At 43.6% G+C, this 24,029-nt stretch carries 19 protein-coding genes; 6 read left to right on the top strand and 13 right to left on the bottom strand.

Going from position 1 to position 24,029, the window contains the following annotated elements:
- Positions 1-15: 15 nt before the first annotated feature.
- The 4 genes from gmhB to ACXAER_RS00435 form a co-directional block, all read right to left on the bottom strand.
- The gene (gmhB, locus tag ACXAER_RS00450; protein ID WP_474825546.1) at positions 16-576 is read right to left on the bottom strand and encodes a D-glycero-beta-D-manno-heptose 1,7-bisphosphate 7-phosphatase; all 561 of its coding nucleotides are present in this window, start codon (positions 574-576) and stop codon (positions 16-18) included.
- Complete coding sequence (locus ACXAER_RS00445; RefSeq protein WP_474825544.1) at positions 563-1,453, bottom strand: putative RNA methyltransferase; 891 nt, start codon at positions 1,451-1,453, stop codon at positions 563-565. The genes gmhB and ACXAER_RS00445 overlap by 14 nt, the downstream gene beginning before the upstream one ends.
- A gap of 234 nt (positions 1,454-1,687) precedes the next feature.
- Positions 1,688-2,818, bottom strand: coding sequence for an enoyl-CoA hydratase/isomerase family protein (locus tag ACXAER_RS00440; RefSeq protein ID WP_474830473.1), 1,131 nt, complete (start codon positions 2,816-2,818; stop codon positions 1,688-1,690).
- 62 nt (positions 2,819-2,880) lie between these two features.
- On the bottom strand, positions 2,881-4,035 hold the full coding sequence (locus ACXAER_RS00435) for an acyl-CoA dehydrogenase family protein (RefSeq protein ID WP_474825542.1): 1,155 nt from the start codon (positions 4,033-4,035) through the stop codon (positions 2,881-2,883).
- Between the two features lie 256 nt (positions 4,036-4,291).
- Here ACXAER_RS00435 and ACXAER_RS00430 point away from each other — a divergent pair, with 256 nt between their 5' ends.
- Positions 4,292-5,875: a response regulator gene (locus ACXAER_RS00430; protein WP_474830471.1), complete on the top strand. Its 1,584-nt coding sequence runs from the start codon at positions 4,292-4,294 to the stop codon at positions 5,873-5,875.
- Positions 5,876-5,928: 53 nt separating this feature from the next.
- Here ACXAER_RS00430 and ACXAER_RS00425 read toward each other — a convergent pair whose 3' ends face one another.
- On the bottom strand, positions 5,929-6,798 hold the full coding sequence (locus ACXAER_RS00425) for an NAD(P)-dependent oxidoreductase (protein WP_474825540.1): 870 nt from the start codon (positions 6,796-6,798) through the stop codon (positions 5,929-5,931).
- Between the two features lie 88 nt (positions 6,799-6,886).
- On the opposite strand from ACXAER_RS00425, the gene ACXAER_RS00420 reads away from it, so the two are divergent.
- Positions 6,887-7,369, top strand: coding sequence for a glutathione peroxidase (locus ACXAER_RS00420; protein WP_474825538.1), 483 nt, complete (start codon positions 6,887-6,889; stop codon positions 7,367-7,369).
- Positions 7,370-7,567: 198 nt separating this feature from the next.
- Positions 7,568-8,563: a 2-hydroxyacid dehydrogenase gene (locus tag ACXAER_RS00415; RefSeq protein ID WP_474825536.1), complete on the top strand. Its 996-nt coding sequence runs from the start codon at positions 7,568-7,570 to the stop codon at positions 8,561-8,563.
- Between the two features lie 44 nt (positions 8,564-8,607).
- On the opposite strand, the gene ACXAER_RS00410 is transcribed toward ACXAER_RS00415, so the two are convergent.
- Together ACXAER_RS00410 and ACXAER_RS00405 are read right to left on the bottom strand one after the other, a co-directional pair.
- Positions 8,608-9,360, bottom strand: coding sequence for a methyltransferase domain-containing protein (locus tag ACXAER_RS00410; protein ID WP_474825534.1), 753 nt, complete (start codon positions 9,358-9,360; stop codon positions 8,608-8,610).
- A gap of 15 nt (positions 9,361-9,375) precedes the next feature.
- Positions 9,376-10,137 (bottom strand): Nif3-like dinuclear metal center hexameric protein, encoded by a 762-nt coding sequence (locus ACXAER_RS00405; RefSeq protein WP_474825532.1) that lies wholly within the window; start codon positions 10,135-10,137, stop codon positions 9,376-9,378.
- A 249-nt stretch (positions 10,138-10,386) separates the two neighbouring features.
- Between ACXAER_RS00405 and ACXAER_RS00400 the strand changes: the two genes are divergently transcribed.
- Complete coding sequence (locus tag ACXAER_RS00400; RefSeq protein ID WP_474825530.1) at positions 10,387-10,722, top strand: hypothetical protein; 336 nt, start codon at positions 10,387-10,389, stop codon at positions 10,720-10,722.
- A 95-nt stretch (positions 10,723-10,817) separates the two neighbouring features.
- On the opposite strand, the gene ACXAER_RS00395 is transcribed toward ACXAER_RS00400, so the two are convergent.
- The 4 genes from ACXAER_RS00395 to ACXAER_RS00380 all read right to left on the bottom strand — a co-directional run bounded on the left by ACXAER_RS00395 (position 10,818) and on the right by ACXAER_RS00380 (position 18,071).
- Positions 10,818-11,441, bottom strand: coding sequence for a TetR/AcrR family transcriptional regulator (locus tag ACXAER_RS00395; protein ID WP_474806821.1), 624 nt, complete (start codon positions 11,439-11,441; stop codon positions 10,818-10,820).
- Positions 11,442-11,547: 106 nt separating this feature from the next.
- Positions 11,548-12,588, bottom strand: a complete 1,041-nt coding sequence (gene sohB / locus ACXAER_RS00390) for a protease SohB (RefSeq protein ID WP_474825527.1) — start codon at positions 12,586-12,588, stop codon at positions 11,548-11,550.
- Between the two features lie 119 nt (positions 12,589-12,707).
- On the bottom strand, positions 12,708-15,233 hold the full coding sequence (locus tag ACXAER_RS00385; protein ID WP_474825525.1) for an acylase: 2,526 nt from the start codon (positions 15,231-15,233) through the stop codon (positions 12,708-12,710).
- 240 nt (positions 15,234-15,473) lie between these two features.
- Positions 15,474-18,071, bottom strand: a complete 2,598-nt coding sequence (locus ACXAER_RS00380) for a VolA/Pla-1 family phospholipase (protein ID WP_474825523.1) — start codon at positions 18,069-18,071, stop codon at positions 15,474-15,476.
- Positions 18,072-18,390: 319 nt separating this feature from the next.
- Here ACXAER_RS00380 and ACXAER_RS00375 point away from each other — a divergent pair, with 319 nt between their 5' ends.
- Entirely contained in the window at positions 18,391-19,134 is a 744-nt protein-coding gene (locus tag ACXAER_RS00375) for a YciK family oxidoreductase (protein ID WP_474825521.1), read from the top strand.
- A 96-nt stretch (positions 19,135-19,230) separates the two neighbouring features.
- Here ACXAER_RS00375 and glnS read toward each other — a convergent pair whose 3' ends face one another.
- On the bottom strand, positions 19,231-20,898 hold the full coding sequence (gene glnS / locus ACXAER_RS00370; RefSeq protein ID WP_474825519.1) for a glutamine--tRNA ligase: 1,668 nt from the start codon (positions 20,896-20,898) through the stop codon (positions 19,231-19,233).
- A 298-nt stretch (positions 20,899-21,196) separates the two neighbouring features.
- Between glnS and ACXAER_RS00365 the strand changes: the two genes are divergently transcribed.
- A complete protein-coding gene (locus ACXAER_RS00365; protein WP_474825517.1) occupies positions 21,197-22,219 on the top strand; it encodes a LacI family DNA-binding transcriptional regulator in 1,023 nt (340 codons plus the stop codon).
- 109 nt (positions 22,220-22,328) lie between these two features.
- Here ACXAER_RS00365 and ACXAER_RS00360 read toward each other — a convergent pair whose 3' ends face one another.
- Complete coding sequence (locus ACXAER_RS00360) at positions 22,329-24,029, bottom strand: alpha-amylase family glycosyl hydrolase (protein ID WP_474825515.1); 1,701 nt, start codon at positions 24,027-24,029, stop codon at positions 22,329-22,331.

The following is a 24,029-nucleotide window of genomic DNA, read 5'->3' as shown; positions in this document are numbered from 1 at the left end:
AGGGGTTACGCATAACTACTTTGTTATTTCAGACAAGCTAGCAACGCGAGATACACGGTGAGAAGAACAAAGCTTACTCAACTGCTCATCAGTTATAAGTTTATGTGACAAATAGAAGCTTTCCGTTAGACCCGCAGCATTAGCAGCCTCTATATCTCGCCAGCTATCGCCAATGAGTATGCTGTTCACTAAGTCGACATCAAGTTCTTTAGCAGCTTGGAGCAGCATGCCTGGCAATGGTTTTCTGCACTGGCACTCGATAGCAAACTTTTTTACGCTACCTTGGGTGTGGTGAGGGCAATAATAAACAGGGATATGTTTTACATCGTGAGAAGCGAAATCTTTTTGTACCCGCTCCATTAACCTATGAAAATCTTTTTCAGTGTAATAGCCTCGCGCTATTCCACTTTGATTTGTGACAATTACAGGTAGGTAACCCTCATTTTGAAACTTGCGCACAACGTCGAAGATACCTTTTACAAATTCAAAATTTTCATATTTACCTACGTAACCGTGGTCAACGTTAATAACACCGTCTCGGTCTAAAAACAGCGCTTTTTGTTTATGACTGGACATCTACTTTCTCATCACTAACAGCCGCGCCTTTTTTCCAAATTTGGATATGAAAGTCTGCGGTTACTTTTTCTAACGACGCTACAATAGACTCAATTTTACCGTGTGGTAACTTCCAATAAAAAGGCGTCATCTTTATAAGCGCTATCTTGTGATCTTCACTTTCAAAATTGATGGGAAATGAAAAACACTCGTCATGGATGCGAGTGAATCCGCTTCTAGGCCCATTATCAATTTGATGTTTTCTAGGTGTATCGTAGACTTGCTGTTTAAGCTCAAACAGATGGTTAGGCGCAGGGTCTACAGTTAAAAGTAGCCCTTCACTTTTCAATACCCTTTCATACTCGTCGTTGCTTCCAGGCGCAAAGACCTGTATCACTAAATTTTGAGTAGACTTTTCAAGGGGTAGTTCAAAGCTGCTTGCTACAACAAACTGAGCATGTTTATAAGCCTTAGCGGCTAACTCAACGGCTATTTTAGATATATCACTGCCCGCAGCCTCAATAGAGAAATCTTTAAGCGAAAGACCCTGAACCATTGCATCTAAATAACTTCCTTCGCCGCAACCAGCGTCGTAAATAGAGATACTTTGTTTAGATGCGTACTCTGCCAATCCTTTTTCTTTGCACGACTCAGCAATTAAGCCCCCTACCAGCTCGATTAACCTGTCTTTCAGCGGTTGGTAGGTGTTTAATTGATGAAACTCTCTTCGGGCTTTCACCATGTCCTTATCGTCACCCGGAAGTTTCGACTTCTTAAACTGAACCGGTAATAAGTTAACATAGCCAGATTTTGCTTTATCGAAGCTATGATTATTTTCACAGCGGATTGGCGTTGAATTTAATAAAATAGGTGACTTACAAAGTGGGCAGTGCCACATGACAGGATCTTTATTATTGTGGATTTGCAGTAAAGGATATCAAAACCGACACCTTTACGGCAATAACAGCGCAAAATAACGGTAGTAAAGGTACAAAGGTAGAAAGGTGCAAAGGTAGAAAGGTACAAAGGAAATTAAGCCCAACGTTATCAAGGATGATTACGCTGGGCACGCTGACTAAATTTATGCCTATTTGTTACAAATACCTTTGCTACATTCAATTAAAAAAGTATTTTATAACCCTGATAAGGGGTGCTTATCTTCGGGCCATGGAGAGGTAAAGAAATGCTCTACCACATCGTGAGGAACATCTTCTACGCTCTCAAATTTCCATTTGGGCGACATATCTTTGTCAATCAACAGAGCTCTAACGCCCTCCTGAAACTCACCACTTTCACCGCAGCGACATGACATATTAGCTTCCATTCTAAAGCAATCAGCGAGAGTCATAGCTGCCCCTCTTTTACACTGTTCATAAACTAAATGCATAGTTATCGGAGAGCCTTTCGCCAATGTGCTCTGTGCTCGAGACAACCATTTATCTTGGCTCACATCGGCGCTAAGAATTGCATTAACTACGTCAGTGACATTGTCAGCTGCACACAAGTCATCAATAAGTGCCATGTTAGGCTCTACATTGCTGCTAGGCACAGAATCCGGAGCCTTTAAAGATTCAAGGATAGAGGTTACAGACTCATTTAGACGTTTACTTTCTATTTCATCCCAAGAATAGTTCGAAAGCTTTTGTATCAAAGCCTCTTTTTCTGAGCTTGCTACTAACGCATCCGCTAGACCCACAAAACGGGCGTCGGAAGCATTCATCTGCCCGCCTGTTAAGCCTAAGAACAATCCTGATTTTCCCGGTAGACGGGGAAGGAAATAACTCCCACCTACATCAGGGTATAATCCGATAGTAATTTCAGGCATAGCTAATCGCGACGTTTCAGTTGCAACGCGATGGCTAGCACCACATAGCAGCCCCATACCGCCGCCCATCACAATGCCGCTTCCCCACACTACAATGGGTTTGCTGTAGTTGTGAATGGTGTAATCTAAGGTATATTCGGTTTCAAAAAACGTTTCTAAGAACGATGGAATTTGCCCCTGCGCTTCCACCATCGACTTATACATAGATACGATGTCGCCACCAGCGCAAAACGCTTTATCACCAGCAGCATCAATGACTACAGCTACAACATCACTACGCGACTGCCACTGTTGAAGTGCCTTTAGCATGATTTCTGCCATCGCTAAATCCAGTGCATTCAGTGCTTTTGGCTTATTAAGCGTTAAACGTCCTATTGTAAAGTCGCCGTTCGATGTTTTTAACTCATCAACAATAACTACTGACTCCACATCTGTCATATTCACTTTCTCCATTGTTTGTGCCTTGAAACGCATTTTTTACTAACTTAATTACAAGCACGTTAAAGAACGCTTCGCTCGTCCGAAAGTAGGCGGCGCCCAATAATCACGCGCATAATTTCGTTGGTGCCTTCAAGTATTTGATGAACACGAACATCTCTAAAATGACGCTCTAGCGGGTATTCCTTAATATAACCGTAACCACCGTGTAATTGGAGCGCATCGTTACACACATTAAAACCTACGTCAGTTGCAAAGCGTTTAGCCATAGCGCAGTAAGTCGTTTTATCAGCGTCATTGTTGTCCAATTTGCACGCTGCCATACGTACCATCTGTCTAGCCGCAACTAACTCAGTTGCCATATCAGCTAACTTAAATTGTAGAGCTTGGAAGCCTGCAATAGGTTTACCAAACTGCTCGCGCTCATTCATATAATCACGGGCTACGTTTAGCGCTTGCTGTGCTGTGCCTACTGAACAGGTAGCAATATTAATTCGGCCGCCATCAAGCCCTTGCATGGCCATTTTAAAGCCTTGGCCTTCTTCACCTAGCATCCAGCTATTATCGAGCTTTACATTATCAAAAGTAATCATACGAGTGGGCTGGGCATTCCACCCCATTTTCTCTTCTGCTTTTCCGTATCCAATGCCATCTGCATTAGCTGGAACTGCAAATGCAGATACGCCTCTAGGGCCATCCTCGCCAGTACGAGCCATGACTACGAGAACATCTGTACTTCCTGCTCCAGAGATGAACACTTTAGAGCCATTTAGTACATATCCATCGTCAGTTTTAGCTGCTCTAGTCTTTAGTGAAGCAGCATCAGATCCAGCGCCAGGCTCTGTTAAGCAATAAGAGGCAAGTTTGTCACCTGTGACTAATTGTTCACACCACATATCCTTAACTTCACTGGTACCCCATGTCGCTATCATCCACGTGGCCATGTTGTGAATAGTTAACATGGCTGTAGTTGTAGTACACCCCATTGAAAGCTGTTCGAAGATAATTGAAGAATCGAGTCTTGACAGCCCAAGACCACCTGCACTTTCAGGGGCATACAAGCCACAAAATCCTAACTCACCGGCTTTCTTAATTGCCTCTACGGGGAAATGGTGCTCTCTATCCCACATCGCAGCATTGGGTGCCAATTCTTGTTGTGCAAATTGGCGGGCGGTTTCTTCAAAGGCTAATTGGTCATCGGTTAATTCAAAGTTCATTAGACATACCTTCAACTGAGTTGCTTTTTAAACACAATAACCAATACCTACCCCTTACGTAAACGTAAAGGTAAAAATTTATTTAAAGTTATGAGTATTCAACGTAAATATTTTGTGACGAGAAACTCATTTTGATTTTGAAACTAATCACGATCAACAAAACTTATTCTTTTTAATAATGCACTTTTTCGCAGCCGCTGATAAGCTAGAATAAGTTGTTATTATTCGAATGATCGCCGTGGAATTTAGAATAGCCATAGTAGAAGACAATGCTACCGCTCGAACAGCGCTTCGAGGTCACCTCATGTCTATTGCTAACTTATCGGTGAGTAGCTTTGCATCAGGCGTAGAGCTAAAAGCAGCACTAAAAAAGCAAAACTTCGAGCTTTTGTTAATGGACTACCACCTAGGCCATGGGAAAACTGGTGTTGAATGGGTACAAAATTTAAGAGAAGCAGGATTCATTCGACCGAGCACAGGAGTTATCTTCCTGACTTCAGATCGCTCACCACAGATAATTGGCAGGATCATGGATCTGCAGCCGGATGTTTTGCTCATCAAGCCCTACACTATCGCTTCATTAACTCGGCAAATAAATCACTATTTAACGTACCGTGAATTTATCAAAAACGTTTTACACTCCTTGGACAATAAACAATTAGAGAGAGCGATCTCTGTTGTACGGGCCAAGATTTCAGAAGGCATTCCCCCTCGTCTTGTAGCAGATATACGTAAGCTATATGCACGGCTGCTTTATGAAAATGGCGATATTCAAAGAGCATTGAGTATTTATGATGATGTGCTCACCCGCAGCGACAAAGTGCTGTGGGCGCAATGGGGCAAAGTTAAATGCCAGTACGCGTCTGGGCAATGGCCAAACTGCAAAAGCCATCTAAGCCAAATGGTAAATTCAAGCTTGGCACGGGATAAGGCATTTGAATGGCTAGCCTCTATTTCCTTTGAGCAAAACTCTTATGAACAAGTAGAAAAATACCTTAACGAAATAAAGTTCAGTGAATTGAGTTTGCCCGCCGCCAAACTTAAAACTCTTGCTTATCAAAAACAGGACAAAGTAGTTGAAGCTATAGATCTTTTGCAAAAAAAGCGTGCAATGCACCGTAGTGCAAAAGACAGCTTTAACGATTTCACCTTTGAATTGGCAGAGTTTTATTTGTTTTTGGCAGAAGAATCACCTGAAACCAACAGAGAAGAGAGCTTATCTCAGGCTAGAAAACTAGTAGGTATTGCGGGGAGAAGCCAAGGCGATTCACAGACATTACAAAAAAGAGATTATCTGTTGGCATTTTCAGCAGTATTAGATGGCGATTTAGAAAAAGCCGCCCATTTACTCGAAGGTGACCACATCGAGAATTACTTGCGTACCGAGCCATCTGTATTAGTGATTGCTGCAAAGGTCCATCATGGGCTTGGCGATGAACGCAAAGCGGGAGAGTTATTGTTAATGGCAAAGCAGAAAAATGCGGAACTGCAAGCCATATCAGAACAAGTGATGAACGACGAGTTAATTTTCACTGGTGGTGAACGATTGGGGCTTAATCACGAGCAGGCTATTTCTATTAATGAAACTGGCACCCAACTGTTTATAGAAGGAATGTTTGATAAAGCAATGAAGCATTTTTATGATGCATTTCAGCTTTCGCCAGATACTGCAGCTTTTGGGTTGAATCTGCTTCAATGCATGATTGAAGCAGACACAGGCGTTTACCGTAAGTTCAATATCAATTTCTTACTTGAAAAAATCACTTCATTACCCTTGAGCGAGACAAATAAAAGCCGTTTAGAACAGCTTACCTTGTCCGCCCACGAGCAATCACTTTAGTTACCCGAAAGCAGGAGCGTTTTTTATTACGATAAATGCTTTGCGTAACGAGACTACTTTAATCGAGTAAGCAAACTCGACGTATCCCAACGACCACCACCAAGTTTCTGTACATCAGCATAGTATTGGTCCACGAGCGCTGTGAGCGCCAAGGTAGACCCGTTTTTACGCGCTTCATCAAGCGCTATGTTTAGGTCTTTACGCATCCAATCTACAGCGAATCCAAAATCAAAACTGTTGTTTAACATGGTGCTGGCTCTGTTTTCCATCTGCCAAGACTGTGCAGCGCCTTTGCTTATAACATCAATGACTGCGTTACAATCTAGTCCAGCGCGCTGCCCGAAGTGAAGCGCCTCGGCTAGGCCCTGTACAATGCCAGCAATACAAATCTGATTCATCATTTTTGCTAGCTGACCACTGCCGCTTTTACCCAGCAACTGACTATGGCGAGCATAATGTGCCATTACTGGCTCTATTTGAGCGAAAACCGCTTCATCACCGCCAACCATGATAGTCAGTTGACCGTTTTCAGCCCCAGCCTGCCCTCCAGAAACTGGCGCATCTAAAAATCCAATTTGTTTATCTTTACTGCTTGCGTAAAGCTCTCTCGCCACATCTGCTGATGCGGTTGTGTGATCGACCAGCACGCTACCTGCTTTCATTATTTCCAGTGCTTGCGTACCAACATCTCTTACGTCATTGTCATTACCTACGCACATAAAAACGATATCTGCGCCTTTAACGGCTTCGGCCACCGAATTACACGCACTAGCATCAACGTTGCCATAGGTGGCTAGCCAATCTTGTGTCTTTTTCGCCGTACGGTTATATACAGTAACAGAATAACCCGCTTTGCTAAGGTGCCCTGCCATAGGAAACCCCATTACACCTAAGCCCAAAAAACTCACTTTCAAATTACTCATACAGAATATACTCTAGATACCAAATAAATAGGTTTGCATTACCTAAGAGTAACAGACTTAACAAAAACAAAAACATAGGAATTCGAATTTGGAACTTTACACTCACCCTATTACGCTGAATAACGGCGAGCAAACTACACTTGAGCAATACAAAGGGAAAGTACTGCTTATTGTTAATACCGCCAGTAAATGCGGTTTTACACCTCAATATGAAGGGCTTGAAGCGCTTTATAAGAAACATAAAGACCGGGGGTTTGAAGTGCTAGGGTTTCCATGCGACCAATTTGGCCATCAAGAACCCGGAAGTGATAGCGATATAGCACAATTTTGCAGCCTAAATTTTGGCGTGTCATTTCCGCTTTTTAAAAAGACAAATGTTAATGGGCCCGATGCAAACCCGCTTTTTGAGGCTTTAAAACAAGATGCACCCGGGCTACTGGGAACCAAACGTATTAAATGGAATTTCACTAAGTTCTTGGTCAATGCTGAAGGTAAAGTACTAAAACGCTACGCGCCTACCGTAAAGCCAGAAGCGATTGAAAAAGAAATTGGTAAACTTTTAGGGGCGTAAGCTATACGCCTCAGATATTTAAAGCAGAGTGCATTGGGTCGACTAACGCTACTATTATTTTATTGATCTGTGTCTACACAGTGCAAATAGTAGCGTGCTAATTTATTGCGCATTGTTGCGCACTATATAGTGCATTAGCAGTTGAGTAGTTAAGTGATAACTACGCCTAATGAAAATACGTACACGTATGGAAATACTATGCAAAATAACCACATTGCCTTTTTTAGTACTCGTCCCTATGAGCAAGTGGTATTTTCACAGCTATTAGAAAAACACAATAGCGCCAATAGCCAAAGCATTAAAAGCACTTTTTTCGAACACCCACTTAACCCATCAACTGCTATAAGCTGTAAGGGATATAGCGATGTGGTTGTCTTTGTGAACGATGAAGTAAATGCGGCGACCATCAAGGTGCTGAAAGAATGTGGTGTTAGACACATCGCGCTTCGCTGTGCAGGTTACAATAATGTAGATGTTGGCGCTGCAGCAGAAGCTGGCATAACTGTAAGTCGTGTACCCGCATATAGCCCTGAAACGGTAGCTGAACACACACTCGCGCTTATTCTTACCTTAAACCGAAAAACCCATAAAGCCTATAATCGGGTTAGAGAAGGTAACTTTAGCCTAGACGGATTGATGGGGTTCACTCTTCACGGAAAAACGGTAGGCGTTATAGGTACAGGGAAGATTGGTAAAGCCGTTATTCGCATACTTCTGGGGTTTGGGTGCAAAGTTCTTTGTTTTGACCCAAATCAGGATGATGATGTGCTCGCTATGGGAGCCCAATACGTTCCGCTAAACGAACTGTTAGAACAAAGCGTCATTGTGACGTTGCACTGCCCGCTCAACGACAAGAGTTATCATATTATCAATGCTGACAGCATAAATAAAATGCCTAAGGGCGTGATGCTCATCAATACCTCTCGGGGCGGATTAGTTGATGATACCGCCATTATAAAAGGGCTTAAATCTAAACAGATAGGCTATTTGGGGTTAGATGTTTACGAAAGAGAGTCTGAACTCTTTTTCAGTGACCATTCACAGGAAATCATACAAGACGACACTTTTCAGCGTTTAACAACCTTTCCAAATGTATTGATAACGGGGCATCAGGGCTTTTTCACTTATGAGGCATTAAATGAAATTGCGGTAACGACGCTTAACAACATCCTTACCGGTGACAACACGCTCTAAGCAGCTTTTAGAATAAACCCGATACGTCAAAGCTGCCTGTAAACTCAACCGACTTGCGGCTTTTCCAGAATGAGTTGGAAGTATTTACCTAACCACAAATAGGGCTCCTGCTTGTGATACTTTCTTTCAAGAGCAAGCAGGTCATCAAATTTGCTGCTCTGGTGAGTAATATCCCGCATATAATCGTGAAAACAGCGAATGCCAGCTTTTTCCAGTATGTTGAAGCCCAACGACGCACAATACTCAACCACTCGCATTGCGCTAAGCGGCTGATTGGGATTTAGCCTCACCTGCTTTTTCGCCTTCATTCCTTTGGCGATATAATCAAAATTACCGTAAATGGCATTAGCAAATAAATTCGCATCTTGATTAAAGAAACTTAAGCTTAAGCGCGCTCCGGGTTTCATATTGCTATATATAAAATCTATGGCGTCAAAGGGCGCATCTAGCCATTCTAGAACCGCATGACAAACTACAAAGTCGAAATCACTAAGGTCTTCTAATTGTTGTAAATACTGATGCCGAATTTTTATATTCGGCGCATCAGAAAGGAAAGATTCCGCTTGATCAAGCACATCCTTTGACGCATCGGTGAGCACAACAGAGTGTCCTTTCGCAGCTATATGAGCCGTCATTACCCCTGTGCCCCCACCTATTTCGATGGCTCGAAGCGGCGCTTTTAAATAAGGTTCAAGTACATCACATAATAATGTGTGGCGCAATTTGCCCTTGGTTGTCCCGTAAATATTGTTTGAGAACTTCTCAGCAATACCGTCGAAGATACGATCGTTATTCATATACTACATACTTCGCTATGCAGGGTTATCGATATCAATAAACTCAACAGGCACGTCGAATTGCTGCTCAATGTGTTCGCCTAAAGACTTCACACCGTAGCGTTCGGTAGCATGATGGCCAGCCGCAAAAAAGGTAATACCCATTTCTCTTGCTGTATGCACGGTTTGCTCAGAGACTTCACCGGTAATAAATGCATCTACACCTAACTCAACCGCTTGCTCTATGAATCCTTGACCTCCGCCAGTGCACCAAGCAAGTGTCGTAATTGGTTTTGACACAGGCCCTTCTATTAGCACATCTCGTCCTAACAGCTGCTGCAGCTTATCTTGTAAAGCCACGCCTTCAATTGCTTCCTCAAAATTCCCCTGCATAACAACACCCACAGGTTTTACGCCGCTGACTGCACTTACATTTTGAACATCGAGAAGAGATCCAAGCTGGCGATTGTTACCAAATTCTGGGTGAACATCTAAAGGAAGATGGTAAGCAAACAAATTTAAATCATTGGCGAGTAAAGCAGAAAGACGGCGCTTTTTCATGCCGGTTACAGCCTGCGACTCCCCTTTCCAAAAATACCCATGATGTACAATAAGCGCATCGGCGTTAGCTTCTATCGCAGCGTCCACTAAAGCCTGAGATGCTGTAACCCCTGTAACAATTTTTTCTATTTTGCTTGTGCCCTCTACCTGCAAACCATTGGGGCAATAATCACTGATTTCGCTAACTCTTAACATTCCATCAAGATAATTTTGTAGTTCTAGGCGGGTAATAGACACAAGTCCTCCGGTTGAAAGTTAGACAAATTGTTAAAAAAACGCTATAAAATACGCGAACGTTTCGTATAACACCTATAAGTCGACTGGCGTTTATTGCGGGAAAACGAAAAAAAGTGGATTGCTTAACGCATTACCTACTTTTTATTCACTTTATGGGGAGCCAAATGTGCTCTAACCAATCTGCCGTTACTTATTGGTGATACAAGTCAAAAACGTTCGTCATCTTAACAAAATAAAGAGCAAAAAAGCATGGCAAACTTAGACAAAGATGCAGTTATCGCGGCTTTCACTGAAGCCTATAAAAAAGCTAATGGCAAAGCGCCGACTATTGAAAGTAAGAGCGGTTGGTACAGCGTAGATGGCGGCAAAAATATGCGCTTAGCACAGCTTCAGGAAATGGCAGAATCGCTAGCATCGAATTCGTCTGAAAAAACAGAAACGAAGAAAGAGAAAAGCGAGACCAAAGCAAAGGCCAAACCTGCTACGAAAAAAGCATCAGCTTCTAAAAAATCAGGTTTCTCAGTTAAGGATTTTTGGGCTGAAAAGCTAAACGCTGAAGCACCTGGCGCGACTCTTCCCCGCTAGCTTCAACAAGCATTTCTCATAACGCCTATTCCACACTATGCCTAGCCTTCATTTTGGAGGCTAGCGCTTTTTCATACGTAAGCTATAAAAATGGTTTATTTGCCGGCAAGTCCCTGTGCGACAAATGGAACAAGATGCTGGATGACTTCTTTTATATCTACGTGTTTATGAAAATCGGACTCAGCGATTTCAGTTAATGCCTGACTCGATGCCATCGAAAAGACAAAACTTCCCATCGCAAAATGCAGTCGCCAGAACAATTCTTCCTCAGGAAGTTCAGGTAAACAGCGTCTGATAGCGTCTACTAGAGCGCGTATACAGTCACCGTAATCATGCATCAAAAACTTACGCAAGTGCCCTTGTGTTTCGTTATATCCTCGGCCGAGCAGCTTAACAAAAGTGGCAGTGCCCTGCTCGGAGATAGCATTAAGATTTAACATGGGAGGGATAAGCGAATATAAGAGCTGCTCAACGCCTTTGGCGCCTTCAATAGGCGGTAAACCGTCTAAGCAAACCTTTACCTGTGGCATAAGCTCATCAAAGTATCGCTTAAACACCGCTTGTATTAAGTTTTTCTTGCTACCAAAATGGTAATTCACCGACGCCAGATTTACTTCTGCTCTGGCAGTGATTTCCCGCATCGAGGTTTGGGTAAACCCACTTTGAGAAAACAAGTATTCTGCCGCATCTAATATATCGTTTTTAGTATGCCGTGCCATATTCTTTTTATTATCTTTTGTCGGTTAAAAATTTAACATCCATCTGTGCTTATTGACGGTGGGTGCTATACGTCATGCCGTAATAAACACAGATGGTTTATAGCTATTAAAACCAATGGCGCGCTTTGTTCATGCTTTTCATAAACACACGCTCAACAACATTGGCTGCAGACATACCTAGCTTTTCCGCAACGTTTTTCTTCACAGCATACTTAACGCTGAAAATTTCGCGTGCAGGGTAATTCGAAAGAATGTAGTCATCGGACGTTGTTATATCGTCAACCAAGCCAAGTGTTTTTGCCTTGATCCCTGGCCAGTATTCACCAGTAGCTACTTTATCTATATCCATTTCAGGGCGCTGACTTTGCACGAAGTCTTTAAAGAGTACATGAATCTCTTCAATTTCCTCTCTAAACTTAGCGCGACCTTCATCGTTATTTTCGCCAAAAACCGTCAGCGTGCGCTTAAACTCTCCGGCGGTATGTTGCTCAAATTCTATATCGTTTTTCTTCAGCAACTTATTAAAGTTAGGTAGCTGAGCTAAAACACCAATACTGCCGATATACGCAAACTGTGACGCCAACAACTTATCGGCAACACACGCCATCATATAGCCACCGCTTGCCGCAACTTTATCTACAGCAATGGTCAATTTAAGACCCTTTTCTTTGATACGCTGTAGCTGCGACGCAGCAAGTCCATAACCATGGACTACGCCACCGCCACTTTCAAGGCGTACTAAAACTTCGTCTTCTTTATTTGCTACGCATAAAATCGCAGTGATCTCTTCACGCAGGTGTTCGACCTCATTGGCATCCATAGACCCTTTAAAGTCGATAACATATAACCGAGACTTTTCAGACTCTTCCCCCTGATCTTTTGTCTTGTTCTTAGCCTTGCTCTTAGCTTTGGCCTCTTTTTTCTGTTCTTTAGCTAACTTTTTTAATGCGTTTTTATCTAAAAGGACTTCTTTCGCGTAATTAGTAATGTCCTTTAACTGCTCAGATATAGAAACGATTTCAAGTTGTCCTTTCCCCTGTTTCTGCTTACTCGCTACACCAACAATCGTTGATACAACGACAACGAAGGCGACAACTAACGTTACTGCTTTGGCAACAAACAAACCGTATTCGTACAAAAACTCCAAACTTTACTCCTAGTAAAATAAACGGGTAAGCAAGGTTGTTTACCCACAACGTAAAGAGCGGCCTTACCTAATATAAGGCAAAGCCGCTGATGTAATCACGTTATAATACCAGTCTCAACTTAGTCTGACGATAGGTTAACCTGCTCTATCTTGTTTGCTTCAATCTCTTCATCGGTGAAATAGATATCCCGCAGTGTAGGTTGTGTAGAATAAAGTTGTGTTTGGTCTAAGAAATGCTCACTGCCGAACTTACGAGACTGTGAGTAAGTCAATATACCTCGGCCTTTTGGCCCTTCATCAGTGAAGTTGATAACCATTGCCCAGCTTGTGCCATAATTAATGTGGTAGCCCTCAGCTTCAGCACTCATTGCCGTGTTACTGCTAATTGTTTCGTAGCTATGTCTAGGCAACTGGGTTCCATTTCTACTGCTACTAACATCAAATACGTTAAAGCCACCTTCAATGTTATGTGCACCAGCCCATGGTAGCTTAACACCTGAGGCAGAGCCATCAGGTAAGCTACGTTCAACAAATTGCACTTCACCTAGCGGCGCATCAAATGCTACCCCGGCTTGTTCAATAACCTGTGTAGCGCGTGCCAATTGCTCAAGGGTAGTATCGTTTTTTACTAAACCTGATGGCGTAGTCACAGGTGCATCAAGAGAGAACGGTACTTCCCATTGAGGCGCTTGGTTAAACTGAAAAGCGAATTCTCTGAAAACGTGCGCGCCAGTACTCGTAAGGTTCATTGTACCGTCCCAGTCCTCTAAGGCTGCACAGGCTTGCGATACATCGACGCTTGCACCATCAACATCTACTGGTGTTTCACCTTGATCTGCGCATAGTTCAAGGAGAGATGGCAATATGTTCTCTGCCAAGTAGCTTCGGTTATTTAATAATAGCCCTTCAACTTCCTCAGGTGTGAAAGTACCATCACTCCCCGCTTCATTTTCAATAAACTGCTGCCCTAAACGTGAACGCAGTGTTTGCTGATATTCCACGCTACCAAACAACGGGTTGCTCACAACAATCGGTGAATTTAAATTGGTTAACCAGTAGCTGTCGTTTGAATTTTGAACTGAGTCTGTTCCCTCGTATTTCGGCGCCTCTTCATAAGGAACCGGCCCATCAAAATCGAATTGAGAAATATTACCCGGCAATACGGTAAAACCGGCTGCCGCTTTAGTTTGAATAAGCAAGGGGTTCGTTGTTAGTTGTTCAATTGCAGTTTCAGTTAAGTTCGGTACGGTTGAATCGTCAATATAGAATACCTGGCCATCGGCTGAGGCCGCCATTGTGTTATTGAAAATAACCCCATCATAGTCTTTAAACGCCTGCTTAAATTCGTCCATTGACGTAGCCATATTCATGGCAAGCCAATGATCAACAATATCAAAGTTGGGCAGATTGGCGTCTTTAATGGCAAACGCATTGTTTGAGTTCCAATCGAAGTTACCAGGTACTTCAATCATTGGGCCGTAGTTCGTGTAGTATGCGGTTTTATTAAGTTTGATGGTTTGCCCGCCACCTACAGCAACGTCAATTTGAAGCGGCTTCTCGTAAATAGTGCGCTTATTGCCATCAACTATATGAGTAAGCCCTGACTCATCGTTCTCATCAAGGGTTAGCTGATAAACCACGAAGTGTTCAGCAGTTGAGAATGTGTGAGTCCAGGCTACGTTTTCATTAAAGCCGATGTTTACCGCGCCGGGTAAACCTGTGAGAGAGCCACCTGTAACATTCAAATGACCAGGTACTTGTGCGTGAAAGTTCCAAAAACGTAAGTTTCCAGTGTGAGGAAAATGAGGGTTACCTAATACCATTCCCTTCCCATTAGTGGTTTTATCGCTGCCTAACCCCCATCCATTAGACCCCATTTCTTGAGGATTTCTGTCAGGCAGCCCCACTGTTGGCGAAATCGTAAATGTAGAGGCAACTTCACTTGATGACTCGGCAGGTGTTGGTAAATAGCTCTCACCTTGTGGTGCAGCAATAAACATTGGGCCTAAAAAGTTTGCAGCGCCCGGTAAAAGCGCTACGCCCAAGGAGTATGTTAGAAGATCAACGCTATCAATTTCTGTTACCCAAGGTTGTCCTGCACAGCTTTGATCTTGCTCTTCTACAGGCGTTTCATTTAAGTATCTGTTATACCCTGCCGTATACCCCTGAAACATTGCGCGAGAATTTGCAGACAAGCGGGGCAAATTCTCTTCTGCAAGTTCTCTGATACCCAATGTTAAAAAGCCAAAGTCGTTGATGAGGTGTTCAGAGTCGCCGCTACCAGGCACCTGGTCTGGGCCAAAAAACTTTGCACGTTCAGAGTTGTACTTAACAATTTGATCAGCCAGTACGCAAAGGTTATCTCTCGCAAAGGCATAACCTACCCCATATGCCATACTTTCGAGGTTATCAGCTTTTACATGCGGAACACCGTAGGTTGTCCATGTTACGTCAGCAGACAAAGTACCATCCGGTGAAAAAGCAGGAATAGGTGTAGGCGAAGGTTCTGGGTTTGGGGAGGTGGGTGGCGCTGGTTGCTCTATATTTGAAAAATCGTTGTCGTTATCGCCACATGCAGTTAATAGACCGGCAATTGAAAGTGCAATTAGCGTACGCTTAGCAGAGAATGACTGTTGGTTGATCATCGCAAATGTTCCCTAATGATGAATGAATATGGTCAATGGCTTCTATTTCTCTTTTCCATTAGCGGAGTTAATTATTGTCTTTAGAATACTCATCGGACCATCATTTACACTACATTAACATCCCAAAACATTCAAATAACATTCCGCTTTTAAAGACAAAAAAGCCGGCTACTACGCCGGCTTTAACTCGATAAAATGTAAGCAGGTGTAACTCTGCTTTGTCGACCGCATTAGAGGTGACTAGTTTGCTACAACACTCTCATCAGAAATTGGAAGTGCTAGCGCATCAGACGCAATATAACCTGCCACTTCTTTTTGCATTTCTGTAGTTACCGCTGCACTTGATGCTGGACTTAAGCTAGAAGCATGTGCGCCGCTATTGAACTGCACAATACCGCTAATTGGGTCTGTACCAGGCCCTTGGGTAGTAGTGACTTGCTCTAGACCAATCGTCGCTGCTAACGGAAGCTGACCAGAAAGCGGTAACGCTGTGGAAACAGGAATTACCTGATCAGGTAAGTTTTCTTCACTTCCGTCGCCCACTACTGTCATCATGTGAACCGGTGTATTACTTCCTAGCGTTTGTGCATAGTTAGTTGGGTCACCAGCATCCATTACTGTTTGCGCAGCGAATGCGAATTCCGCAAATACTGCATTTACTTCAGCTGCTTGCTCTGCAGTTAGGTTATCTTCAAAAATAGTAACCGCCGCACTAAGCTGCTCTTCACTTACATCTGTTGTCTCATAAAGCTGATTAAGCAATGCAACAAAGTCTTCAGACGCTTGTGATAGCAATAGGCCTTTAATTAGAGGTCCGAATGAAGGCGACTCTAATAAGAATTGCGCTACACCGCCTCCTGGCGATTCAAGGGAGGCTTGTCTAACAGCAAACATACCATCAAGTGCTGCTAAATCGCCGCCCATTGATGTGTTTGCCACTGCAGCAAAGTTACCACCGGTCATTGCGCCTAGCGACACACCCATAACAGACACACGTGACATATCAAACTTAACATTTTGTGCTGCGGTCGTATCTATTACTGCATTAAGTCCTAAGCGCAGCCCTAGTAAATCAGATACACTTTGACGTAAGTTATCGCGGGCAGTTGGTAAGCTAGCAAGGTTCATGTAATGCGTTGCACTTACGCTTGTAGCGTTTAGGTCATCTGTACCGTCACCATCAAGGTCGAAACCTCGACTCCCGTGTAAAGGTTGGTCGATAGCGACTGACGCAATACCTGCTAGGGATAAAGTTCCGGTAATCGCAAGCATGTCTTCTTTTTGACTGGTAATACCATGGGCCAAAATCACCACTGGCCAGCCAGCTTCAGGCATGCTAATTGGGAAGCCTAGAGCGCCCGCAATTGCAGGGTCTGGGATAGTTACCTGCACGTCTAACGTTTCCGTACCCATATTTCCGCCCGTTGGCTGAGGATATGGGTTAAATTTAGTAATATTTCTCGCACTATCAAGCATTTCGCCATTAATGCGAACATCGGCAAGACCGAGGGAAGAGCACATTGCTGCATTTGGACCTGGCTCAGCACTCGCAAGTAGCTCTTGAGGTGCGCCAGCAAGTACGATGCCGCTGTCACACGCCGCTTTCCAAAAATCATTTACTGGCGCCAATGGGTTTTCAGCACTTGGTACACCCAAGAAATAAGGCAATGCGATATTACCTTCATAGCGTTGGGCCGCACAGAACGGACCTGCCTGCGCAAGAATGCCTGTCGATACGCCAACAGCAAATTCGTTCAACGCGCCCCACTGAGCTTCTAGTTGACCCGACGCAGTGCCGGCAAGACCCGCACAGGTTTCTAGTAGACTAAAGTCGGTTGCATCAATGGCTGCTTGTATATTATCCGGCAAACCTTGTTTTCCAAGTTCAACCGCGCCCGCTACAACAGCTTCGTTAACTAGTCCTAGCGCTTCCATGGCATTTGGCGCTGCAGACACATCGCTAACAGTAATAGCTGGTAGTGCAGCTGCAGCAGACGGGTCGCCGCCAGCAGCTAGCTGTGCGAAAGTACCAATCATTACCTTTTTAATGGTATCAAGTGAATTGGCTACCGATTGCGTAGTGAAAGCAGACACATAAGTTATATCTTCGCGGGCAAAGCCGGCTCCCAGAAGCGGGTTAACATAAGAATTAACCAAAGCCTGTAGGTCTAACTGAGAAGCGCTTGATAGTGGATCGGTGTTTATATCCTGTCTTACCAAATCCCAAGTTGTTGAACCCTGCACAGACTTACCTGAAGAATCTTTTAAGTCTGTAGTCATAACCAGCATATAGCCTTGAGCAGGCTTAAGAGGCTTTAACGGGACAAATGTAATGGTATTGCTATCAGCGAGGCTAAGTACGTAATCTACGCCAAAGGTAAGTTGATCGCCAAGCTTACAGCCTGCAGAAGGTGTTGCTACCTGCGCACAGTCTGGATCACTTTGGTCAAGGCCTAGTGTGGCTTCATATAGCAATACACCAGAAGCTAGCGTGCTTTCGTCCAGCGAAGCGCCCGCTGGTGTTTCAACGTTGATAACAAAAGGATGCTGCGTAGACCAGCCGTCTAGCACATTAAGTGCATTTTGCGGGTCAGCAAAATCTGTGGGGTCAGCCACTGGAATGTTGAGTGTATAATCAAAGAAACCGTCATCGCCAGGAAGCATTAGAAGGTCGTTAGGAATATTTAGGTTACCATTGGCAGGGTCAAAAAGGATCCGTGAAAATGGTGTTTGGACTTCTGTTTCGGCCTGAATGTCGGAAAGGGTTTCATCGGAGCCACCACAGCCTGCTAGACCCAGCGCAAGGGCCACACTGGAACTTAATACGAGTTTTCTCATCTCTACTCCCTACAAGCATTGTTGTTATTCTGTGTCTAAAACTGAACTCTATTAAAAGTAGCTTGGTCTACCCTGTCTTTACAGGCGTAGATGATAGTTTTAAACATGTTAGACCAGTTGTATCTTCCTCAATCTTATTGACTTTGTTGCAACTTTGCAAAGTTTTGTTAACTACTTTTGTTAACTTTTTTTACGTTTGAAGAATTTTTCATTCATTGTTTTACTTGTGAGTCAGGCTGAGTATGATCTGACATATGATTCTTAGCGGGGTCTACAAGCCCCATACAATGCGAAAAAATTAACCTTTTGAAGGAAAATGATGAACGATTACAACGCACCAGCGGATTTACTACGCGATAAAGTTATTCTTATCACCGGGGCTGGCGATGGAATTGGTGCTCAAGCTGCAAAGACGTATGCTGCACACGGCGCTATTTGTATTCTATTAGGGCGCACCGTGTCGAAACTTGAAGCCGTTTATGACGATATTATCGCCGCAGGCGGTCAGGAACCCGCAATTGTTCCTTTAGATATAAAAGGTGCAACGCCCTCTCATTATCAACAAATGACACAGACCATTATTGACCAGTTTGGTCGATTAGACGGTGTTCTTCATAACGCTAGCATTTTAGGCCACCTTAGTGCGTTTAAAGATATTGATTCGCAAGAGTGGCAAGACGTAATGCAGATAAATCTTAACGGCATGGTCTATATGACGCAGGCCCTTATCCCGGCATTAGAAAAAGCGGAAAATGCATCAGTTATTTTCACTACATCGAGTGTAGGAAGAAAAGGTCGTGCGTTTTGGGGGACTTATGCTGTATCGAAGTTCGCTACAGAAGGCGTAATGCAAACTCTGGCAGATGAATATCAGAATAAGACGCTGCGTTTCAACTGTATTAATCCAGGCGGCACCCGCACACATATGCGTGCACAAGCTTTTCCTGCAGAAAAACCGGATACACTTAAAACACCAGAAGACATTATGCCTATGTATCTTTACCTAATGGGTGATGAAAGTAAGGAAGTAAACGGTCAGTCTCTTGATTGCCAGCCGAAGTAATTAATTAAACCTTATACTTTTATAAACAAAAACCGCTTAAGTTTGAACTTAAGCGGTTTTTTCATTTAAGCATATAGCGCGCAATCAATAATTATATTACTCGCCTATTTTCGCCCATGTGTCTCTTAGCCCTACCGTGCGGTTGAAGACGGGCTTATCGTCTGTGCTATCTTTATCTACACAGAAGTAACCAGTACGTTCAAACTGCCAAGCGCCAACTTCAGGAACATTGCTAGCGAGCCCTGCTTCTACCCAGCCTTGTTTAATTTCAAGCGAACCAGGGTTTATTGCATTAGTGAAGTCTTCTTCAGCGGCCGGATTAGGTACGTTAAATAATCGATCATATAGCCTAAATTCTGCTGCCTGTGCCGTTGCTGCGTCCACCCAGTGAATAACGCCTTTCACTTTACGCCCATCGGCAGGATCTTTACCCAATGTTTCTGGGTCATAAGTACAGTAAACAGTAGTTACATTGCCGTCTTCATCTTTTTCAACGCGATTAGCTTTAACCACATAGGCGTTACGTAGACGTACTTCTTTATCTAGTACTAAGCGTTTAAACTTTTTGTTTGCCGATTCACGGAAGTCTTCTGCTTCAATATACACTTCGCGGCTAAAGCCGATGTTACGCGTACCCATAGATTCATCGTTAGGATGATTCGGTGCAGTCAGCGTTTCTGTCTGCCCTTCATCGTAATTTTCAATAACAAGCTTAATTGGGTCTAATACCGCCATCGCACGCGGTGCATTAGCATTTAAGTCATCGCGAATACAAGCTTCCAACATAGACATTTCAACCATGTTGTCCATCTTGGTCACACCAATACGTTTACAAAACTCGACGATAGAGCCAGGTGTATAACCGCGGCGGCGTAAACCGGCAATCGTAGGCATGCGTGGGTCATCCCAACCACTCACGTGGTTCTCTTCAACCAGTTGAATAAGGCGACGTTTACTTAATACCGTATATTCTAGATTAAGGCGAGAGAACTCGTACTGACGTGGCGTGCAGTCAATTGAGATGTTTTCGATAACCCAATCATAAAGACGACGATTGTCTTGGAATTCTAAGGTACATAATGAATGCGTGATCCCCTCGATAGCATCCGAAATGCAGTGAGTAAAATCGTACATTGGATACACACACCATTTATCACCGGTTTGATGATGATGTGCATGTTTGACTCGGTAAATTACCGGATCGCGCATACACATGAATGGCGACGCCATGTCGATTTTAGCGCGCAAACTACACTCGCCTTCCTTGTAGTCGCCTGCCGTCATCTTAGCAAACTCGCGAAGGTTAGTTTCAACGTCTGTGTCGCGATAAGGGCTATTTTGACCAGGCTCTTTCAGCGTACCACGCATCTCGCGCATCACTTCTTGTGCTGAAAAATCGACGTAAGCTAAACCTTTTTCAATAAGCTCAACGGCATATGCATGAAGTTGGTCAAAATAATTCGATGAATAACGCGCTTCGCCATCCCACGTAAACCCAAGCCACTGAACGTCTTCTTTTATAGAATTAACGAACGTAATGTCTTCTTTTGCAGGGTTAGTGTCGTCAAAACGCAAATTGCACGAACCTGTGTAATCTTGTGCAATACCAAAATTCAAGCAAATAGACTTGGCATGACCAATATGTAAGAAGCCATTCGGCTCTGGTGGAAACCGAGTTTTAATAGCGTCGTGTAGACCACTAGCCAGGTCTTTATCAATAATCTGACGGATAAAATTGGTCGGACGGTGTTCAGTCTCGGCCATTCGCTTGTTCCCCTTATGCACGTAATATTTCAAAATCTCGCTGAGTATAACACTCTCGCAATTACTTCAACCATGTTTTATTCAAAGAAGCCTAACAAGTGATTGATTTAAGAGCGATCCACACAAAGAGTGCACTATAAAAACTACAACAAAACCCTCTGGAATGTACTTGATGAGCAGGGCTTCATTAATTTTGATTAGCATTTAGGCGTATATATAGCAAAAAGCACGCGCTATTCTAAAAATATGGTAATCTAATTTGGCGACAACATTGTCGTAGCAGCAAAACATGGTGTTTATGAAAGAAAAAGCAACCTCTTTTGATATTGCCCACTTGGCAGGGGTTTCGCAATCAACCGTTTCGCGAGCGCTAAATAACAGCCCGCTGGTTAACCAAGAAACTCGCGACCGCGTTCAGCGTATTGCCCGGGAACTTAATTACAAGGTAGATAAGAACGCCAGTAATTTAAGAAAACAAAAGAGCAGCACAATTGCCCTACTCTTGTTTGAAGACCCAACGTCTGACGACTCAATGATCAACCCTTTCTTTTTAGCAATGCTCGGTAGTATTACTCGCGCTTGTGCGCAAGCAAACTACGATCTTCTTGTATCGTTTCAGAACTTAGAAGACGACTGGCACGCGGAATACGAAGACTCAAACAAGGCCGACGGAATTATTTTGTTGGGCTATGGTGACTACACTGACTATCAAAACAAAGTCGCTCAGCTTGAATCGCAAGGTACGCATTTTGTTCGCTGGGGTGCACCTGATGAAGCGCACCCGGGTGTAAGTATCGGGTGTGATAACTACCAAGGTGGTCAAAGCATTACCTCACACCTCATCGAACTGGGTAAAACATCGTTTGCCTTTATTGGCGATAATGGCGAGCACGCACCGGAATTTAAAGCACGCTTTGACGGGTATTTTAAAACATTACAATCTCATGGCTTAGCGCAATCAAGTGTTCAGCGTAACGCCATTTCTACAGAAGATGCTGGCTCAGAAGCAGTTAGATCATTGCTGGAAGCAGGCGAACTACCTGAAGCTATTGTCTGTGCATCAGACCTTATTGCTATGGGTGTTTTACGTGCGCTGCGCCAAGCGAAAGTGAATGTTCCGGACGATGTTGCTGTGGTGGGTTATGACAATATTGCGGTGTCTGCTTACACGACACCTTCGCTTACCACAGTACAGCAAAACACGAAGCTTGCCGGTGAGCTATTGGTAAATACCCTATTGAAAGCGATAAACAATGAAGAGGTAGAGGATTACTTAATGCCAGCCGACATTATTGTGCGTCAATCTTGTGGTAGCGAATAAACGGCTTAAGCTTGTACTCTATCTGAATAGCTACTAATCAAATAAAAAGCCCCGAACGTTTAACGCTCGGGGCTTTTTTTGACTCTCTATTAATTGTGCTTTGAGTGCTTTATTGACGGGCCAGCTGATGTTTTATTTGAGAAAGCAACACTGGGTTGGTAGGTTTGCCCTCGAGAACCCAAACTTGAACGCCATTAGCCTTAACCGTAGCGGTTAACGCAGTGCCGTTCACGACATTTTGGGTTTGCCCAGACAATTGTTCTATCCAATTGCCTGACTGCATGAAGTTACTTACCTCAAACGACTGGGGTTCATCACCCTTGTTTAGTAACACAAGCGCTGTTTGCTGCGCATCTTTAGTGTCGACAACGCGATAGAATGCGGCACGATGACCGCTAAGCTCTAGATTAACCTGCACACCGCGCTGCAAGGCGACAGTATTTTTACGTACGTTGGCGATTTTTGTTAGCGCTTGTTGTATAGGATGACTCTTAGCCTGATTAATGCGTTTCTGACCAAGGTAATTACGATTACCGGCATGCTCGGCCGTACCGCGCATGAAACCTATCTCAGAGCCCATGTAAACAACCGGTATACCACGAACAGTAAACAGCCAGTTGTGCGCATTAATGAAGCCTTTATCTGTTGCGTTAATGCGCGCCATATCATGGTTGTCATAAAACGTGGTTAGTTCATAGGGGTTATTATAAGGGCCGTGAGTAAGATGAAGTACCTTTTCTAAGTCTGCAAAATCACTTTCTAGTGGCTTTTCAAACACGCTTACCATGGCTTTTTGCATAGGAAAGTCTAGAACGCTTACACCACCATTTTTTGGTAACGTATGCTGCGCAATATTGTTAGCTTCGTAATCGAACGCTTCGCCAAACATAAAAAAGTCTGGGTTTTGTTTGCGAATACGGTCAGACGCTTCGCGCCAAAATGAATGCGGTACGTGCCTTATGGTATCTATTCTAAATGCATCAGCGCCTTGCGATATCCAATAAAGATAACTGTTAATTAAATAATCCCGAACTGCTGGGTTCTCGTCATCCAGATTTGAAAGCTTGACTAAATCTGGATAGTTGTGAAAAAAGCTATGCAGCGGGTTGTTTTTAGGATCTAACTCTTCAGGCGATAGGTTTTGATGGTCAGCAACTAAGTTTCCATCTTTATCGTAAAGCTCACCATAACCTGGCAAGTCTTCTTTCATCGTGAAGCTTGGTGTGCCGTGATTGGCAACGATATCAAACACTGACTTAAGGCCGTGCTGACGCATCTTCGCGGTATAGTCACTTACGCTCAAATCGTCACTAACGAGATGCTCATCAGCTTTATAAAAGTTTGTCGCCCAATAACCGTGATAGCCAGTTTTTCCGCCATCTTTGAATGCACCACCATATGTAATAGGCTCGTCGCCGTTAAACGCATAGTCAGGGTTATCGTGAACAGGCGTCATCCATACGGCAGTGAAGCCCATATCTTTGATGTAATCAGCGTTATTTAAGATACCTTGTAAATCACCGCCCATGTAACCAACATAGGCTTTTTCACCATCGGGACCTTCAAGCGGTAGTTGCCAAGTGGGATGTTTTCCGCCTTGGTCTTCGTGGTTATTCGAAGGGTCGCCGTCGACAAAGCGATCAGTTACCACAAAGTAAACTGCCTCGCTAGCAAATGGCGTACTGGTACCTACAATAGCCTGAGCGGTATGCTTTTCACTATTGTCTAAGGACGATGTAGCCGTGCTAGTGCAAGCAGAGCAAAATAAACCGGCTAACGTTAATGCAATTGCTGAACGTTTGAATAACAT

The organism is Alteromonas sp. AWJ4_199 (genome assembly GCF_056159165.1).
This window is presented reverse-complemented; position numbering and strand designations above follow the sequence as displayed.

Excerpts from the sequence above, each read along its gene's own strand:
- gmhB (WP_474825546.1), bottom strand. The coding sequence starts at position 576 with ATGTCCAGTCATAAACAAAAAGCGCTGTTTTTAGACCGAGACGGTGTT.
- ACXAER_RS00445 (WP_474825544.1), bottom strand. The coding sequence starts at position 1,453 with ATGTGGCACTGCCCACTTTGTAAGTCACCTATTTTATTAAATTCAACG.
- ACXAER_RS00440 (WP_474830473.1), bottom strand. The coding sequence starts at position 2,818 with ATGACAGATGTGGAGTCAGTAGTTATTGTTGATGAGTTAAAAACATCG.
- ACXAER_RS00435 (WP_474825542.1), bottom strand. The coding sequence starts at position 4,035 with ATGAACTTTGAATTAACCGATGACCAATTAGCCTTTGAAGAAACCGCC.
- ACXAER_RS00425 (WP_474825540.1), bottom strand. The coding sequence starts at position 6,798 with ATGAGTAATTTGAAAGTGAGTTTTTTGGGCTTAGGTGTAATGGGGTTT.
- ACXAER_RS00415 (WP_474825536.1), top strand. The coding sequence starts at position 7,568 with ATGCAAAATAACCACATTGCCTTTTTTAGTACTCGTCCCTATGAGCAA.
- ACXAER_RS00410 (WP_474825534.1), bottom strand. The coding sequence starts at position 9,360 with ATGAATAACGATCGTATCTTCGACGGTATTGCTGAGAAGTTCTCAAAC.
- ACXAER_RS00400 (WP_474825530.1), top strand. The coding sequence starts at position 10,387 with ATGGCAAACTTAGACAAAGATGCAGTTATCGCGGCTTTCACTGAAGCC.
- ACXAER_RS00395 (WP_474806821.1), bottom strand. The coding sequence starts at position 11,441 with ATGGCACGGCATACTAAAAACGATATATTAGATGCGGCAGAATACTTG.
- ACXAER_RS00385 (WP_474825525.1), bottom strand. The coding sequence starts at position 15,233 with ATGATCAACCAACAGTCATTCTCTGCTAAGCGTACGCTAATTGCACTT.
- ACXAER_RS00380 (WP_474825523.1), bottom strand. The coding sequence starts at position 18,071 with ATGAGAAAACTCGTATTAAGTTCCAGTGTGGCCCTTGCGCTGGGTCTA.
- ACXAER_RS00375 (WP_474825521.1), top strand. The coding sequence starts at position 18,391 with ATGAACGATTACAACGCACCAGCGGATTTACTACGCGATAAAGTTATT.
- glnS (WP_474825519.1), bottom strand. The coding sequence starts at position 20,898 with ATGGCCGAGACTGAACACCGTCCGACCAATTTTATCCGTCAGATTATT.
- ACXAER_RS00365 (WP_474825517.1), top strand. The coding sequence starts at position 21,197 with ATGAAAGAAAAAGCAACCTCTTTTGATATTGCCCACTTGGCAGGGGTT.
- ACXAER_RS00360 (WP_474825515.1), bottom strand. The coding sequence starts at position 24,029 with ATGTTATTCAAACGTTCAGCAATTGCATTAACGTTAGCCGGTTTATTT.